The 16630-nt window shown below is 59.2% G+C and carries 12 protein-coding genes; 7 read left to right on the forward strand and 5 right to left on the reverse strand.

Annotated elements, in window-relative coordinates:
* Positions 1–8: 8 nt before the first annotated feature.
* Genes pyrR through gshB form a run of 5 tightly spaced genes read right to left on the reverse strand, consistent with a single transcriptional unit; the run spans position 9 to position 3340 of the window.
* Positions 9–515 carry a bifunctional pyr operon transcriptional regulator/uracil phosphoribosyltransferase PyrR gene (pyrR, locus tag FPL19_RS06395; protein ID WP_150911630.1) on the reverse strand — a complete coding sequence of 169 codons (507 nt, stop codon included), beginning with the start codon at positions 513–515 and terminating at the stop codon, positions 9–11.
* Entirely contained in the window at positions 512–952 is a 441-nt protein-coding gene (ruvX, locus tag FPL19_RS06400) for a Holliday junction resolvase RuvX (RefSeq protein WP_150911631.1), read from the reverse strand. Before ruvX ends, pyrR begins: the two co-directional genes overlap by 4 nt.
* Entirely contained in the window at positions 945–1511 is a 567-nt protein-coding gene (locus tag FPL19_RS06405; RefSeq protein WP_191965225.1) for a YqgE/AlgH family protein, read from the reverse strand. Before FPL19_RS06405 ends, ruvX begins: the two co-directional genes overlap by 8 nt.
* Entirely contained in the window at positions 1508–2374 is an 867-nt protein-coding gene (locus FPL19_RS06410) for an energy transducer TonB (RefSeq protein WP_150911632.1), read from the reverse strand. The genes FPL19_RS06405 and FPL19_RS06410 overlap by 4 nt, the downstream gene beginning before the upstream one ends.
* Positions 2375–2383: 9 nt before the next feature.
* Entirely contained in the window at positions 2384–3340 is a 957-nt protein-coding gene (gshB, locus tag FPL19_RS06415) for a glutathione synthase (RefSeq protein ID WP_150911633.1), read from the reverse strand.
* A gap of 243 nt (positions 3341–3583) precedes the next feature.
* Here gshB and pilG point away from each other — a divergent pair, with 243 nt between their 5' ends.
* From pilG to FPL19_RS06450, 7 genes are all read left to right on the forward strand, one after another.
* The gene (gene pilG, locus FPL19_RS06420) at positions 3584–3976 is read left to right on the forward strand and encodes a twitching motility response regulator PilG (protein WP_135804132.1); all 393 of its coding nucleotides are present in this window, start codon (positions 3584–3586) and stop codon (positions 3974–3976) included.
* A 24-nt stretch (positions 3977–4000) separates the two neighbouring features.
* Positions 4001–4363: a twitching motility response regulator PilH gene (gene pilH / locus FPL19_RS06425; protein ID WP_150911634.1), complete on the forward strand. Its 363-nt coding sequence runs from the start codon at positions 4001–4003 to the stop codon at positions 4361–4363.
* Between the two features lie 20 nt (positions 4364–4383).
* Complete coding sequence (locus FPL19_RS06430; protein ID WP_150911635.1) at positions 4384–4929, forward strand: chemotaxis protein CheW; 546 nt, start codon at positions 4384–4386, stop codon at positions 4927–4929.
* A 91-nt stretch (positions 4930–5020) separates the two neighbouring features.
* Complete coding sequence (locus FPL19_RS06435; protein ID WP_191965226.1) at positions 5021–7102, forward strand: methyl-accepting chemotaxis protein; 2082 nt, start codon at positions 5021–5023, stop codon at positions 7100–7102.
* A 27-nt stretch (positions 7103–7129) separates the two neighbouring features.
* Positions 7130–8032 carry a CheR family methyltransferase gene (locus tag FPL19_RS06440; protein ID WP_150911636.1) on the forward strand — a complete coding sequence of 301 codons (903 nt, stop codon included), beginning with the start codon at positions 7130–7132 and terminating at the stop codon, positions 8030–8032.
* Between the two features lie 11 nt (positions 8033–8043).
* A complete protein-coding gene (locus FPL19_RS06445) occupies positions 8044–15567 on the forward strand; it encodes an Hpt domain-containing protein (protein WP_150911637.1) in 7524 nt (2507 codons plus the stop codon).
* Positions 15567–16619: a chemotaxis protein CheB gene (locus FPL19_RS06450; RefSeq protein WP_150911638.1), complete on the forward strand. Its 1053-nt coding sequence runs from the start codon at positions 15567–15569 to the stop codon at positions 16617–16619. Before FPL19_RS06445 ends, FPL19_RS06450 begins: the two co-directional genes overlap by 1 nt.
* Positions 16620–16630: the final 11 nt, after the last annotated feature.

Genomic DNA, 16630 nt, shown 5'->3' on the forward strand with positions numbered 1-16630 from the left:
TGATCTGTTTATTGGAATTCCCGGAGTTCAATTGTCAGCGGATCCGGGCCGCGAAGCTTCACCCGCTGGTTGGGAGACAGCGACAGGGTCTGCCCGGTCACATCCGGCTGAATGGGCAGCTCCCTTGCACCCAGATCCACCAGAGTGGCAAGGATGATACTGGCGGGGCGGCCATAGTCGAAGATCTCGTTCATCGCCGCCCGGATGGTGCGGCCGCTCATCATGACGTCGTCGACCAGCACGATATGTCGGCCCTCGGTGTCAAAAGGCAGGCTGGACGGCGTCACTTTCGGATTGAGACCGATACGGCTGAAGTCATCCCGGTAGAAAGAGATGTCCAGCTCACCCAGAGGCGCGGACAGGCCAAGGCGCTGATTCAGCTGCTCGGCCAGCCAGACACCCCCCGTTCGGATCCCGATCACCACGGGCTCGGTGACTCCCCTGCGCTCAAGGACGCTGCGCAAGTCGGCTTCCATCTGCTTCAGAAGCTGTTCTACATCGGGCATTTGTGTCATTGGTTCTCCCGGGGCTGCTGATTAAACCAGGTTTCAAGTATCAGCACGGCGGCCCGGTCGTCCACCCCGTGTTGACCATAGTCGCGACTGCCACCTTCCGCCATGACCTGCCCCTTGGCTTCAAAACTGGTCAGACGCTCGTCCACCATTTCCACCGGCAGATGAAAACGGCCGTGAAGGCGCTTGCCGAATTTGCGCGCCCGGGCGCACATGTCATTTTCAGTATCGTCCATATTCAGCGGCAACCCCACCAGTACCAGGTCGGGCTGCCATTCTTCCAGCAAGGTGCCGATCCGGTCCCAGTCCGGCACCCCGTCTCTGGCGGACAGCATGGCAACGGACTGGCCCGCCCCCAGCATTTCCTGACCGCTGGCCACGCCGATCCTCCGGGTACCAAAGTCAAACGCCATGACCCGTCGGCTACCCGGCTCAGGCATGGCCGATGGACTCACTGAGCTGATTGAGGTCGATGCCGATTGCCTTGAGCACCGCCCGATATCGCTCATCTGCCGGAGTATCGAAAAGCAGGCTTGCGGAGGCAGGGCAGTTGATCCAGCCATTGCTGGACAACTCTTCCTCCAGTTGACCTTCACTCCAGCCGGAATAGCCCAGGCAAACCAGATACTGCTCGGGCCCGATGCCATAGCCGATATCAGACAGCACATCCCGGGAGGTAGTCAGCCAGATATCCGGAGTCACTTCCGCCGTGTTCTGCCAGCTCCGCTCCGGCGTATGCAGCACAAAGCCCCGTTCCTGCTCCACGGGCCCACCGCTGAATACCGGCAGATCCAGTTCCCCCCCTTCCATATCGAGCTGCTCGAGAATCTCGCCCAGATGGATATCCAGAGGCTGGTTCACCATCAGGCCCAGGGCGCCCTCATCGGAATGCTCGCAGATATAGATCACCGCGCCATGAAACCGGGGATCCTGAAGATAGGGAGAGGCCACCAGAAAATGGTTGCGCAGACTGTTGGGGGATTCCTTGGAAGCGCTCATCCGGAAGTCAGCCCCTGTTTACCGAATACCCAGGTACGGATAATTTCCAGCTCATCGACATTCTCCTTTAGGGAATCAGGAAAAGGTGCAAACGGTGCCGCCATCCTGACAATCCGGATGGCCGCGTCATCCAATATGGTGCTGCCGGAGGACTCCAGAATCGCCAGTTCCTTTACCGTGCCATCCTCGCGCAGCGACACCAGAATCCTGGCATTGCCATAAAGATTCTCACGCCGCGCCTCCGAAGGGTAATTGATGTTACCAACCCGGACGACCTTGTTAACCCAGCTGCGAACATAAGCCGCATTGGTGGACTTCAGGGTAGAAGCCGACGTCACACGCATCACTCTGGGCTTGCGGGCATAGGCCTGACGCTGCTGGTCGAACCGGGCCTCCAGACTGGCAATTTCCAGGCTGCGCTCCATCAGGCTCTTTTTCTCTCGCACCGGCAGGGGCGTCTCGGGTTCCGGCTCGGCGGTTTCGGGCTTCGGAGCACTGCGCTTGGTTTCCGTTTCGGTCTGAACCACCGCCTGTTCCTGGCGTGCAACCGGCTCGGTCCGGGAGGGCGGTACCGGCTGAACCGGTTGTATTCTGTTCTCGCTTGTCTCGGAAGGCTGAGGCGAGGTCATCTCCACCGGCTCTTCCTTGGTACCACTGCCTTTCTGGCTGGTCTCAGCCAGAAAGTCCGCTTTTTCCGGATCCTGCTCGTCATCGAACTGGGACAGGGTAATTTCCATGGTCTGGGCAGACGACCTGGGCGGCTCGGGCGCAAAGGTAATCCCCAGCACGATGATGGCATGAAGCGCCAACGCAATGAAAAGCGTGAACGAAAACCGATCGAAGTCGCTGACCTGAACTGCCATTCTTGCCTGTTACCCTCGTTGCAGAAGACGCCTCTCGATGGCATCCATCAGCAGGCCTGATATATCGATCCCGAAAGCGGCATCGAGTTCCCGGATGCAGGTTGGACTGGTGACGTTGATTTCCGTCAGGAAGTCGCCAATCACATCAATGCCTACAAAAATCAGCCCTTTCTTTTTTAACACCGGGGCCACGCGGTCACAAATCTCCCGGTCCCTGGCCGTCAGTTCCCTGCCTTCACCACGACCGCCAGCGGCGAGATTACCGCGATTCTCACCGTCTGAAGGAATCCGCGCAAGGGCATAGGGTACAGGCTCGCCGTCAATTAACAGGATCCGCTTGTCCCCCTGCTTTATTTCCGGCACGTATTTCTGCGCCATCGCCTGATGGGCACCGTTGTTGGTCAGGGTTTCGATAATCACACCGAGGTTGGCATCGTTTTCTTTTATCCGGAATATAGAGCTGCCACCCATGCCATCAACGGGCTTCATAATCACATCTTTATGACGGGCATAGAATGCACGCAGCCGCTCGGATGACCGGGTCACAATCAGTGGCGGGGTCAAATCCTCAAACTGGGTGGCGAACAGTTTTTCATTACAGTCCCGCAGGGTGGACGCCGGGTTCACCACCAGAGCCCCCTGTTGCTCGGCCGATTCCAGTATGTAGGTGGCCATCAGAAACTCTCGGTCCACCGGCGGATCCTGGCGCATCAGAATTACATCCAGATCACCCAATGCACGATCCCTGGATTCACCGAAGGTGAACCAGTCATCCGGATCCATCCGCACCACAATGTCTCTGGTGCGGGCCATGGCTGTACCGCCATCAAGGTAAAGATCGGAAAGCTCCATATACTCGATGGACCAGCCTCGCTTGGCGGCCGCAACAAGCATCGACAGAGAGCTGTCTTTCTTGTAGTGAATTTTCTCGATGGGATCCATCACGATGCCAAGCCGGACTGTCATATAACCCCTTCATATAAAGGTGCGAAAACCGGAACCGCTATGCAAAGCGACCGGTATAAAAAGTGCTATGCTGTGATCACTGGTGGTATTGTACCCGCGCAAGTACATTTGGTCACAAAGTTCTACTTTTTATCCGGGCAGCAATACTCTATAAATAAGCGGGGCTTATAGATCAACCTTCACGATTGTGTTAAAAAGCCCGGTTGGAAAATAACGATACGCAGAGCGCAAGGCTGTTGGACAATGGATGACAACTTCGAAAATCTGAAGATCATGGTGATCGACGACAGTAAAACCATCCGTCGCACCGCAGAAACCCTGTTGAAAAAAGTGGGTTGTGAAGTCATTACCGCAACCGACGGCTTTGACGCTCTGGCAAAGATTGCCGATTCCCAGCCCAACATCATCTTTGTTGACATCATGATGCCCCGGCTGGACGGCTATCAGACCTGCGCGCTGATCAAGAACAACTCTTCCTTCAAGAAAACACCGGTCATCATGCTGTCCAGTAAGGATGGCCTGTTCGACAAGGCCAAGGGGCGCATCGTCGGGTCTGACCAGTACCTGACCAAGCCGTTTAGCAAGGATGAGCTTCTGAACACCATTCGCCAGTACGTTCCCGCCGCGGAACAGTAACCCAGCACAAGCATTGAGGACACCATGGCCCGGATTCTGATTGTTGATGACTCACCGACCGAGGTTAAGAAAATCTCGACCATTCTGGAAAAGCACAAGCACGAAGTGCTGACCGCAGACAATGGTGCCGACGGCGTTGCCAAAGCCCGCGCAGAGACACCCGACCTTGTTCTGATGGATGTTGTCATGCCCGGCCTCAATGGCTTCCAGGCGACCCGCCAACTGACTCGTGCACCGGAAACAGCCGCTATTCCCGTTGTTATCGTCACTACCAAAGATCAGGAAACCGATCGCGTCTGGGGTACCCGTCAGGGCGCCAAAGGCTATCTGGTAAAGCCGGTCAACGAAGACGATCTGATCAAAACCATCAACAGCCTTATCGGCTGATTCCCAACTGTGGAGTGAGCATGTCCGCCCAGGCCGCCCCTTTTGCCGTTCTGACGGATATCGCCCGGCGCAGCCGTTCCCTCGCGGCCGGTCTGCCGGAGCAGCAGCAAGCCGTCGAACTCTGGAACGGCATCGGCTTTGTTCTGGCCGGTGAACGCTATGTTGCACCCATGGGCGAGGTGGTCGAGATTCTCCACGTCCCCCGCTATACCCATATACCGGGGGTTCGTTCTTTTATGCTTGGCGCCGCCAATGTGCGGGGCCGGCTCCTGCCACTGATTGACCTTGCCGGATTTTTCGACGTCCCTCGTTCATCACGCAGCCATCGCGAGCGCCGCGTGCTGGTGGTTGAGCAGGGGGATGTGTTCAGCGGCCTGGTGGTCGACAGCGTATCAGGGATGCAGTATTTCGCCGTGGACAGCCATGTGGCATCGCCACAGGGAGTTCCGGCAAGTGTTCAGCCGTTCGTAAATGGCGGCTATGAACGTAATGAGGAAATCTGGAAAGTGTTTTCCGCCGCCGACCTGCTCGGCGACGAACGCTTCCTGGATGTCGCGCAATGGTAAGGGTGGTCACAGCAGCAGGTACTTCTTCCTACCTGCAGAGCGCCCGCAGACACAGACTTACCACTATTAAGAAGAGGCCGGGAGCCAGAAAATGAAAAACAGAGCCGGAAAACTCAGTATGGGACAGGGAGGCAACAAACTCGTTGCCGGCCTGATCGCCGTACTGATCGCATTGACCATCCTGCTCGTTGCAGTGCTGTTCATTATCAACCAGAACAGTCAGCACGATCAGCAATACATAGCCCACACCGCGGAACTCCGGGTACTGTCCCAGGAAATCGCGAAGAACGCGACAGAGGCAGCTGGCGGCACAGCCTCTGCATTTGACGCCCTGAGAGACTCGCGAAACGAGTTTTCCAGGCTCTGGGGCTATGTAAGAAATGGTAACCCCGAAACCGGCCTCCCCCCCAGCGAACTGGCGCAGAACAGCGGCGTTCAGGAGACCTGGGAAACCGTTCGTGAAAACGCCGACAGCATTCTTTCCACCGAAGCGGCGGTACTTGGCCTTCACGAAGTCGCCCGCACGCTGAACGAGACCATCCCCCAGCTGCAGGTGGAATACGACGACATCGTCCGCATCCTGCTGGACAACGACGCACCGGCCGAGCAGATCGCGCTGGCGCAGCGCCAATCACTGTTGGCAGAGCGGATTGTACGCTCGGTCAACAACGTACTGTCCGGTGACGAGGATGCGGTAATCGCAGCCGACCGCTTTGGCCGCGACGCCCGCCTGTTCGGCCGGGTACTGGACGGCCAGGTAAACGGCAACCCGTCCATGGGCATTACCCAGGTTACCGACCAGGACGCCATCTACGGCCTGGAAGCGGTCGGTGAACTGTTCGAATTCGTATCACAGAACGTAGACGCCATCCTTGAAGCCTCTCCCGACCTCTTCAAGGTACGTACTGCGGCGAACCAGATCTTCCAGAATTCCCAGGTGCTGCTGGATGAGCTCTCCGGTCTGGCCGAGGGCTTCACTGGTCAGGCAGGCTCCCGTCTGATCGGCCCCACCCTGGCCTTCATTATCCTGGCTGCGATGGTCGGTATCGTTGTGATGATCGGCGTGGTGCTCTACCGCGAAGCCCAGGAACGTCTGGCAACGACCCAGGAACAGAACGAACAGAATCAGAACGCCATCCTGCGACTGCTGGACGAACTGGCAGACCTGGCCGATGGTGACCTGACTACGGAGGCCACGGTAACCGAGGACTTCACCGGCGCCATCGCCGACTCTATCAACTACGCCATCGACCAGATGCGCGGACTGGTACAGGCGATTCGTGGTACCGCGGTGCGGGTCGCATCAGCGGCCCAGGAAACCCAGGCCACGGCCATGCACCTGGCTGACGCTTCCGAGCATCAGGCCCAGGAAATTGCCGGCGCCTCCGCCGCCGTAAACGAAATGGCCGTATCCATCGACCAGGTATCTTCCAACGCCGCCGAATCTTCCGCGGTTGCGGAGCGGTCAGTTGCGATCGCCAAGAAAGGCGCGGAAGTGGTTCAGAACACCATTCGTGGCATGGACAACATCCGCGAGCAGATCCAGGAAACTTCCAAACGGATCAAGCGACTGGGTGAATCATCCCAGGAAATCGGCGACATCGTATCGCTGATCAACGACATCGCAGACCAGACCAACATCCTGTCCCTGAACGCTGCCATCCAGGCCTCCATGGCCGGTGACGCGGGCCGGGGCTTCGCGGTGGTTGCGGACGAAGTACAGCGCCTGGCGGAACGTTCCTCTGCGGCAACCAAGCAGATTGAAGCACTGGTTAAGACGATCCAGTCGGACACCAACGAAGCTGTTATCTCCATGGAGCACACCACCGCCGAGGTGGTCCGTGGTGCTCGTCTGGCACAGGACGCGGGTATCGCGCTCGAGGAAATCGAGAACGTCTCCATGTCTCTGGCGGAACTGATCCAGAACATCTCCAACGCCGCGCGTCAGCAGTCGTCTTCAGCGGCACACATTTCCAACACCATGAACGTCATCCAGGAAATCACCTCGCAGACGTCCTCCGGTACCAACGCCACCGCGAAATCTATCGGTAATCTGGCCGAGATGGCGTCTGAGCTGCGGTCGTCGGTTGCCGGCTTTACGCTGCCGGAAGAGGACGATGCATCTGATCGGGAAGAAGAAGAGGAAGACGACGACGTTCCGGTGGTTAGCTGAGCTTCAATCGGAGGCCGCTGACTGTTTATGGCTGAAACCAGCGACGACCATCTGTCAACTGTCGAAGGCATCTGGTCGCTGCGCCGACTCCCGGACATGGACGAGGCGCAGTTCAGCCAGTGGCAGACGCTGCTGGAACACAGAACGGGCATGACCCTGTCGGAGAGCCGCAAGTCGTTTCTCGAGACGAACCTGGGCATCCGGATGCGGGAAATCGGTTGCAACAGCTACCAGGCCTATTACGAGAAAATCGTATCCGGCCCTGACGCCATCATGGAATGGGCGACCCTGGTAGACAGACTGACCGTTCAGGAAACGCGATTCTTTCGTGACCCGGACGCATTTAGGCTGGTTTCGGACTATGTCCTGACACGGCCCAGGGAAACGCTGAAAAAGCGGCCACTGGAAGCCTGGAGTGTCGGCTCATCGACGGGCGAGGAGCCCTATACTCTGGCGATGGTGCTCAATGAGTGCATGGAGACCCTGTCGCTGAGGCCCTTGTTCGGCGTCACCGGGTCCGACATCAGCAAGCCGGCCATCGATAAAGCTCAGGCAGGGCTGTTCAGTGCCAGAAAACTGATCGGCATGGATGAAGCCATGAAAAACCGGTATTTCCATCCGGCACAAAGGAATACCGTCGAAATTGTTGGAAGCATCCGGGAGCGCGTGTGTTTTACGCGACTGAACGTGCTGGATCTGAAGCACGCTCCCATGCACGGAATGAACATTATCTTCTGCCAGAATCTGCTGATTTACTTCCGGCGCTGGCGTCGGAGAGAGATTGTAAAACGGCTTGCAGAAAGACTGGCGCCCGGGGGGCTGCTGGTCCTGGGCCAGGGAGAGCTGACCGACTGGCAGCCCCCTGGCTTACAGAGGGTACCCTCGGAACATGTGCTGGCGTGGATCAAACGCCAGCCTGACGAAGAATAACCGGAGTGGTTATGGGCAATCACCATGACAGCATCGCCCTGGACTGGGTTCGCGGCGAAATACAGGACACGCTGACCCAGAGCCAGCAGGCCTTGGAAGCGTACGTCGATAATCGGGACGATACCGCGCGGCTGCGCTTTTGCCTGAACTACCTCCACCAGGTTCACGGCACCTTGCAGATGGTCGAGCTATACGGTGCGGCCCTGCTGACCGAGGAAATGGAAAAGCTCACCCAGGCCATCCTCAACGAAACCGTCGCCAACACCGACGATGCCGTGGAAGTGTTGATGCAGGCTATCCTGCAGCTGCCGCAATACCTCGAGCACCTGGCCAGTAGCAAGGACGACTTTCCGCTGGTGCTGTTGCCGTTGCTGAACGATCTGCGTGCCGCCCGCGGCGAAGCACTGCTGTCCGACACCTCGCTGTTCAAGCCCGATCTTTCCCGTGCCCGGAAAAACGCACCGGCGAATGTCTCCCAGCGGCTTCAGGACCCCAAGGTTCTGGGACACATCCGCAAGCTGCGGCAGATGTACCAGTTCGCCCTGGCGGGTGTTATCCGCGAGGCCGACCTGGACGCCCATTTCGAGTACATGCAGAAGGTCATCGAGCGGCTGATCAAGCTCTGCCGCAACACGCCCCGCGGCGAGCTGTGGAAAGCCGCCGGCGCGTTCATCGAAACCGTTCAGGAGCATGTCAATCCGGTCAACGCTGCCGTCAAATCACTGCTGCGCGAGCTGGATGCGGAAATTCGCCGGCTCACCGACGAGCACGTGGATATTCTTCAACAGGCGGCCCCGGAAGCCCTGCTCAAACACCTGCTCTACTACGTGGCCCGCGCCCGGGATCTGGATACCAGTCAGGTCAGGGAGTTGCGCGAAGGCTATCAGCTGGACCAGGCGCTGCCGTCAGATGACGACGTGGATGCCGCCAAGGATCGAGTGTCCGGCCCCGGCCGTGACGCTATCCATTCAGTGGTCAGCGCGCTGAACGAAGAACTCGCGAAGCTCAAAGATCAACTGGATCTTTTTGTCCGTTCGGACATGCGCCAGAACGATGAGCTGGAAGAGTTGCTTCCCGGCCTGCGCCAGGTGGCCAACACCCTGGCCGTACTGGGCCTTGGCATTCCCCGGAAGGTCGTAACCGAACAGATCGAACTGGTTGAAAAGCTCTCCGGCCAGTCAGACGCCGTCGACGACGGCACCCTGATGGATATCGCCGGTGCGCTTCTGTACGTGGAAGCAAGCCTGGCAGGACTCGACAGTGAACGTAAACAGGACCGTGCCGGGCACGACGAAGAATCCGGCACCGTCAATCTGGGCTCACGGGAACTGGGCGAGGCCAGCAGTGCCTTGCTGCGGGAATCCCGCAACACCCTGGAACAGGTCAAATCGGCCATCGTCAATTTCATCGCCTCCCAGTGGGAGACCGGTGAGATCGAACATGTACCCGGCCTGCTTCACAGCATTCGGGGCGGTCTGGCCCTGATCCCCCTTGACCGGGTTGCCGACATGCTGGCCTCGGCTGAACGATATGTCACCGACGTTCTCCTGGGCGGCAAACAGATCCCGGACTGGAAACAGCTGGACACACTGGCCGATGCAGTTACCAGCATCGAGTATTATCTGGAACGTCTGGCGGACGGCATTGGCGAGAACGAAAACGTGCTCAGCCTGGCCGAATCCAGCTTCCGCGAATTGGGCTTTCCCGTGGGTGAAGAACCCACCTGGGAGCATCCCTCCGAGATCGAGGACCTTCCGACCATCAGCGCAGAAGCGCCGGTGGAATCCGGTAGCGCGCCGACCAAAGCGTCTGACAATGAGCTTCTGGACGATGAAATTCTAGGCATCTTTATTGAAGAAGCCGAAGAAGTCCTGGCGACCATTAACGAATTCTATCCGCGCCTGCGCCAGAGTGCCGATGACCGCGAGGCACTGACGGAAGTGCGGCGGGCGTTCCACACCCTCAAGGGCAGTGGCCGGCTGGTTGGCGCCAGCAGCATCGGCGAGCTGGCCTGGTCGGTGGAGAATCTTCTCAACCGGGTGATTGATCAGACCCTGCGTCCCACCGACGAGATGTTCAAGCTGATTGACCAGGTCAATGCCCGCATCCCGTCGCTGATACAGGAATTCCGCGACGGCGAGTCCGACGGCGACGTGCAGGCCTTGATTGAACAGGCTGAAGCACTGGCAACAACCCGCAAGACCGACGCTGATGGAACACCAACACCGGCGGCCGAGAAGGAAGCTTCCCGGGAAGCCGCAGAAGAATCCTCAGCGGAGCCCGTTTCCGATGCTGATGCCGATCTCGGCGACGACCTGATCGACGATGAGATCCTGGAGATCTTTATCGAGGAAGCCGGGGAGGTGCTGGACACCATCCGCGAATACCTCCCGGCACTGCTGCGTCACCACGAAGACCGGACTGCGCTGTCCGAAGTCCGCCGGGCCTTCCACACCCTCAAAGGCAGCGGTCGTATGGTCGGTGCGCTGGTGGTGGGTGAGCTGGCCTGGTCAGTCGAGAACATGCTTAACCGTGTCATCGACGGCAGCATCTTCATGAATGACGACATCGCCAGCCTGCTGGAAGATGTGACCGCCACACTGCCCGCGCTGGTTGAAGATTTTGAGAACCAGCGGCCACCGTCAGAAAACACCGCGCCGCTGGAAGCCCGCGCCAATGCCCTGGCCAACGGAGAGATTCCGGACACCAGTGCCATGCCGGATTCGGAACCCGCAGAAACCCACCAGACTGAAACAGGCTCACAGGCATCCGAAAAAGAGCATGAAGCTCAGCCGGCCTCCGAAAGCGATGAGCCCGTTGACCCGGTTCTGCTGGAAATCTTCGAAAGCGAGACCGAGACCCACCTTCAGACCCTGAGGGACTACCTCGATGCCGCGGGTGACAAATCCAGCGTTGCCTACACCGATGACCTTTCCCGGGCACTGCATACCCTCAAGGGCAGCGCTCACACCGCCGGCATTGCGCCGATTGCGGCAGTTATTACGCCGCTGGAGCGGTTTATCAAGGAAGCCCGCGCACAGAACAAGCGGGCCGACCGGGATGTTATCGAACTGATTGACGAGGTTTGCAGCTTCCTGGCCCAGGGCCTGAAGCAGATTGAAAACAACCCCCAGGCAGAACTTCCCGGCACCGATGCGTTCCTGGAAAAGCTGGACAAAGTGGCCAACGCCACCCTGCGCAGTGGTGCACCGGAGACCCACGAAACCGAGCCGCGGACCAATCCACAGCTGGTGGAACTGTTCCTTAACGAAGGCCTGGACATCCTGCTGGATGCCGACCGGATTCTGGACGAATGGGCGGCCAACCCCGAGCAAACCAAGCCCCGGGATATTCTGCGGGACGAGCTCAGCCGCTTGACCGACGGCGCCAATGAAGCCCAGCTAACCGACGTGGCGGAACTGTCGGAAGCCATCCGCCAGGCCTATGAGCGCACCGCGGCAACGGCCTACCGGCCGGATGAAGACTACTTTTTCATTGTCAGGGCCGCACACGAGCATCTGATCAACATGATGGACCAGGTTGCCGCCGGGCTGGCAACGGAAGCCAGTGAACCATTGATTGCCGATCTGGATTCCCTGGCCACTGCAGAGCCGGAACCGGCTGCGCCCAGCGCCTTTGACGAAGAGTTCACGGACGATTTGGAAGAGATCGACCGTAGCCTGGACGATGAAGTCGAGGAAGCTGACAGCAACGCCGACACTGAAAACGAGCTCCCGCCGCTTGCGGAAACCGACGAGGAAATGGACGACGAATTGGCGGCCATTTTCCTCGAGGAAGCCCGCGACCTGATCGACAGCACGGCCGATTCATTACAGAGCTGGAGTGAAAACACCGGAAACACCGAGTTGTTGCGGCTTCTCCAGCGCGACCTTCATACCCTGAAAGGCGGCGCGCGCCTGGCTGACATCGCCTCGGTCGGTGATCTTTCCCATGAGCTGGAAAATCTGTTCGAGGGCCTGACCGAAAACCGCCTGGCGGTGACCGATTCCCTGTCAGAGCTGCTATTCCGCTGCCACGACCGCCTTGCCGGCATGGTAGACGCCCTTGAACAACAGGAAACCCCGCGCCCGGCACCGGATCTGATCAGCGAGATTCACGCCTATATGGACAGCGCAACCGGACACCGTCCGGTCACGGATGTCAGCGATCAGCCTGATGACTCCGCAGACGAGGTGGAAGAGGATCTGCCGCGGTCCACACCAGAACCGGAAGAATCCACAGCAGATTCCGACGACGAGGAACTGGCGCCAACAGACCTGTCCCACCTGGACCCCGAGCTACTGGGCATTTTCCTGGAAGAAGCCTACGACCTGATCAACTCGACCGGCAGCGCGCTTCATACCTGGACCGAGGATCCCTCGGACCGGTCTGTAGCCGCTGAACTCCAGCGGGATGTTCATACCCTCAAGGGTGGCGCCCGGATGGCCGGCGTGGACCCCATCGGCGATCTGACTCACGTTCTGGAAGATCTTTTTGAAAAGGTCGCGGAAGGCCAGCTTGACGCCAGCGACGAAATGATCGAGCTGTTGTTCGCGTGCCACGATCGCCTGGCACAGATGGTGGAAGAGGTAGCCACCGAGAAGCCCTGTCCGCCAGCCAACGAGTTGGTCCGCAAGGTCAAAGCGATCCTGGCCGGCGAGCCGCTAGATTCAAAACCACAAGATTCCACGCCGGAGGCCGAGGAGCCCGAGGCCACCGTTTCTGACGAACAGGAAGCCCCAGAACCATCCCTGGCCGACGCGCTGCCGGAGGCGTCCGAGGACGATCTGGTTGGCATCTTCCTGGACGAGGGACTGGAAATTCACGAAGCCGTAGGCGAATGCCTGGCCCAGTGGCGCGATGAACCCGACGAACTGCACGGCGTAACCCAGCTTCAACAGGAGCTCCATACGCTGAAAGGCGGTGCTCGCCTGTCCGATGTGGATCCGATTGCTGAACTGGCGGAAGCCTGGTCCGACGCCCTGGACCCGATCATTGCCGGCGCTAGCAATCAGGCCGACCTGCTGGAACTGAGTGAAAGGGGCCAGACGGCACTTCGCGCGATGCTGACCAGCCTGGAAGAAGGCAATAAGCCCCAGGGCGATGGGGAACTGATCAATGCCTTCAAACAGGCCCACGAATCCATTGAGTCCGGAGCGACCGCCGAGGCTGCTGTTACCGAGACCGAGGAAGTGGACGCTGAGGTGCTGGAGATCTTCCTTGAGGAAGCCTCCGAAATTCTGGATCAGCTGGAGCAATTGCTCAGCGACTGGCACAAAGAACCCGGCAATCATCATTTCAATCAGGAAGCCCAGCGTGCCCTGCACACCCTGAAAGGCGGCGCTCGCCTGTCGCAGCTTTCATCCCTGGGCGACAAAGCCCACGAGATGGAAACCCGGCTGATCGACCTGGGCGGCAACAAACCGGACGAGGCAGATTGGAAGGCGATCACCGACGACCACGACGGCATTATTGCCCTGGTCAACGACATCCGTCAGCGCTTCGAGAACACCGGCACCGTAGCGCCGCCACCTGAAGAAAAAGCGGCGCCCAAGGCTCCGACGCCCGAGCCGGAGAAACCGGCCAGGAAGGCGGAGTCCGCAAAAGCCGACAAGGCCGAGCCACCCGCACCGAAACCGGCGCCCAAGAAGAAAGCACCGGCCAAGGAATCAGCCAATCAGGCAGCGGCACAACGAGCGCCCCAGGAAACCATTCGAGTATCGGCGCCTCTGCTGGATGAACTGGTGAATCTGGCGGGCGAAACCAGTATTACCCGTGGCCGCCTGGAGCAGCAGACCAGCGATTTCAGCCATAACCTGGACGAAATGGCCGCCACCATCGAGCGTCTGCGCGAACAGCTGCGCCGGATGGAAATCGAGACCGAAACCCAGATCCTGTTCCGCGCCGAGAAAGAGCACGGCCCGGACTATGGCGACGACTTCGACCCGCTGGAGATGGACCGCTATTCCGCGATCCAGCAGCTATCCCGGGCGTTGACCGAGTCCTCATCCGACCTGGCCGACCTGCGGGAAACCCTGTCTGACCGGGTCAGGGATACGGAAACCCTGCTGGTACAGCAGTCGCGGATCAACACGGAACTCCAGGAAGGTCTGATGAAGACCCGGATGATTCCGTTCTCGTCCATGGTGCCGCGACTACGCCGTATCGTTCGCCAGATCAGCGGTGAACTGGCCAAGAAAGTCGAGTTCGATGTTCGCAACGCCGAAGGGGAAATGGACCGCAACATTCTGGAGCGCATGATCGCGCCGCTGGAGCACATGCTGCGCAACGCCCTGGACCACGGCATCGAGAAACCCGCCGATCGAAAGAAAGCGGGCAAACCGGAAACCGGTGAAGTCACCCTGTCGCTCACCCGTGAAGGCGGCGACGTGGTTCTGAGAATGATCGACGACGGAGCCGGCATCCCAGCCGACGTGATCCGCGAAAAGGCGATCCGTCAGGGCATGCTGGACAAGAACGAAGAGCTGAGCGAACGGGAAATCCTGCAGTTCATTCTGCAGCCTGGTTTCTCCACCGCCGCCCAGGTTACCCAGATCTCCGGGCGCGGCGTGGGCATGGACGTCGTGGCGAGCGAAATCAAACAGCTCGGCGGCAGTCTGGATATCGACTCCACCCTGGGCAAGGGTACGGTCTTTACCGTGCGGCTGCCGTTCACCGTCTCCGTTAACCGGGCACTGATGGTGTCCACGGGCGAGGATTTCTACGCCATCCCGCTGAACACCATCGAGGGTATTGTGCGGGTCAGCACCTACGAGCTGGAGGAATATTACAAGCCGGAGGCGCCGCTTTACGAGTACGCCGGCCAGGAATATCGACTGCAGTATCTGGGCAGCCTGCTGAACAGTGATCACCATCCGAAGCTTCAAGGCCAGGCCCTGCCACTGCCGGTTATCCTGGTGCGTGGCGCCGAACAGCCCATGGCGCTTCAGGTGGACAGCCTGATGGGTAGCCGCGAAATCGTGGTTAAATCCCTCGGTCCACAGTTCGGCACCGTCCGTGGCGTATCCGGCGCAACCATCCTGGGTGACGGCAACGTGGTGGTGATTCTCGACCTGCCGGCCATGATCCGCTCCGACATTCTGTCCGAGCGTCAGCGCCTGGCCAGTCTCGAAGACGCCAAAGAAGCAAGTCGCCGTGCCGAACAGGCCACTACGGTCATGGTGGTGGACGACTCGGTAACAGTGCGGAAAGTCACCTCGCGCCTGCTTGAGCGTAACGGTATGGAAGTCATCACGGCCAAAGACGGTCTGGACGCGGTTGCCCAGCTTCAGGATCACCGGCCGGACATCATTCTGCTGGATATCGAAATGCCGCGGATGGACGGTTTCGAAGTGGCCAGTTTTGTCAGACACGATGACGCGCTGAAAGACACGCCCATCTGCATGATTACCTCCCGTACCGGGGAAAAACACCGCGAGCGGGCACTGGCGATTGGCGTCAACGAGTATCTGGGCAAACCGTTCCAGGAAACCCAGCTGCTCGACACCATCAAGCGGCTGACCGGTAATCAGTGATGGCCACCGTGTCAGAACGTCCGCGAGTCGGAATTGTTTCTGACATTGTCCTGCAACGTCATCGATTGCAGGAAACAGCGTCCAGGTTCGGCCTGGACGTTTGCTTTTCCGGCGATCCGGACAGGCTTCTGGGCTATCCCTCGTTTCCGGAAGCCAGCCTCTGGCTGGTCACCCTGGAAGATGAAGCCGACCACCCGGCATTGTTTGACCATCTGCTGGAGAACACCGACGCACCGGTCCTGTTCGGTCTTGATCCGGCCCCCAAACCCGGCTTTACCGACTATTTCCGGTGGGAAAGGCGCCTGCTGGACAAGCTCGAGCAATCGTTGGGACACCTGGAGAAGCTGGACTCGGCTGACTCCATCGAGGAGCTGGCCCAGGAACCACAAAGGACCACTGGCGCTCCGACACTGCCCCACTGGATACCGGCGGCAGCACCGGGGTCGGTTGCCGAGAATGTCTGGATTCTCGGCGCTTCACTGGGCGGGCCAGCGGCGGTCAAGAGCTTTCTTGATAACCTGCCAGCAGGGCTTCCAGTGGGCTTTGTTTATGCCCAGCACATCGATAACAATTTCACCGAAGTACTGACCCGTGTACTCGGACGCCACGCCCACTATAAGCTTAAAAAGGCTGAGCCCGGTTACCGCATCTGTAACGGCGACGTGGTGCTGATGCCGGTGGAGCACGAGTGGACACTGGACGGGGAAGGCGCCCTGGAAGAGCGCAACTCTCCCTGGCCAGGGCCCTACGGACCCTCTATTGATCAGGTGCTGCTGAACGTCGGGGATTATTATGGCGGCCGCTGCAACGCCATTTTCTTCTCTGGCATGGGCAACGACGGCGCCATCGCTGCGCCTTTGCTGAAAGCCTATGGCAGCCGGGTCTGGGTCCAGGAAAGCACCAGTTGCGGCAACAGTTCCATGCCGGATTCCGTGGCCGCTACCGGCTGCGCCGGATTCTGCGGCACACCGGAGCAACTGGCCGTGGAACTGGTCAAAACGATTGAAGAATCCTGCCTGCTCAAGGGCCGGCAGAAACGGGATTCCGCCTGAGGAACAGAGCA

The sequence above is a fragment of the Marinobacter halotolerans genome, assembly GCF_008795985.1.
Taxonomy (GTDB): Bacteria; Pseudomonadota; Gammaproteobacteria; order Pseudomonadales; family Oleiphilaceae; genus Marinobacter; species Marinobacter halotolerans.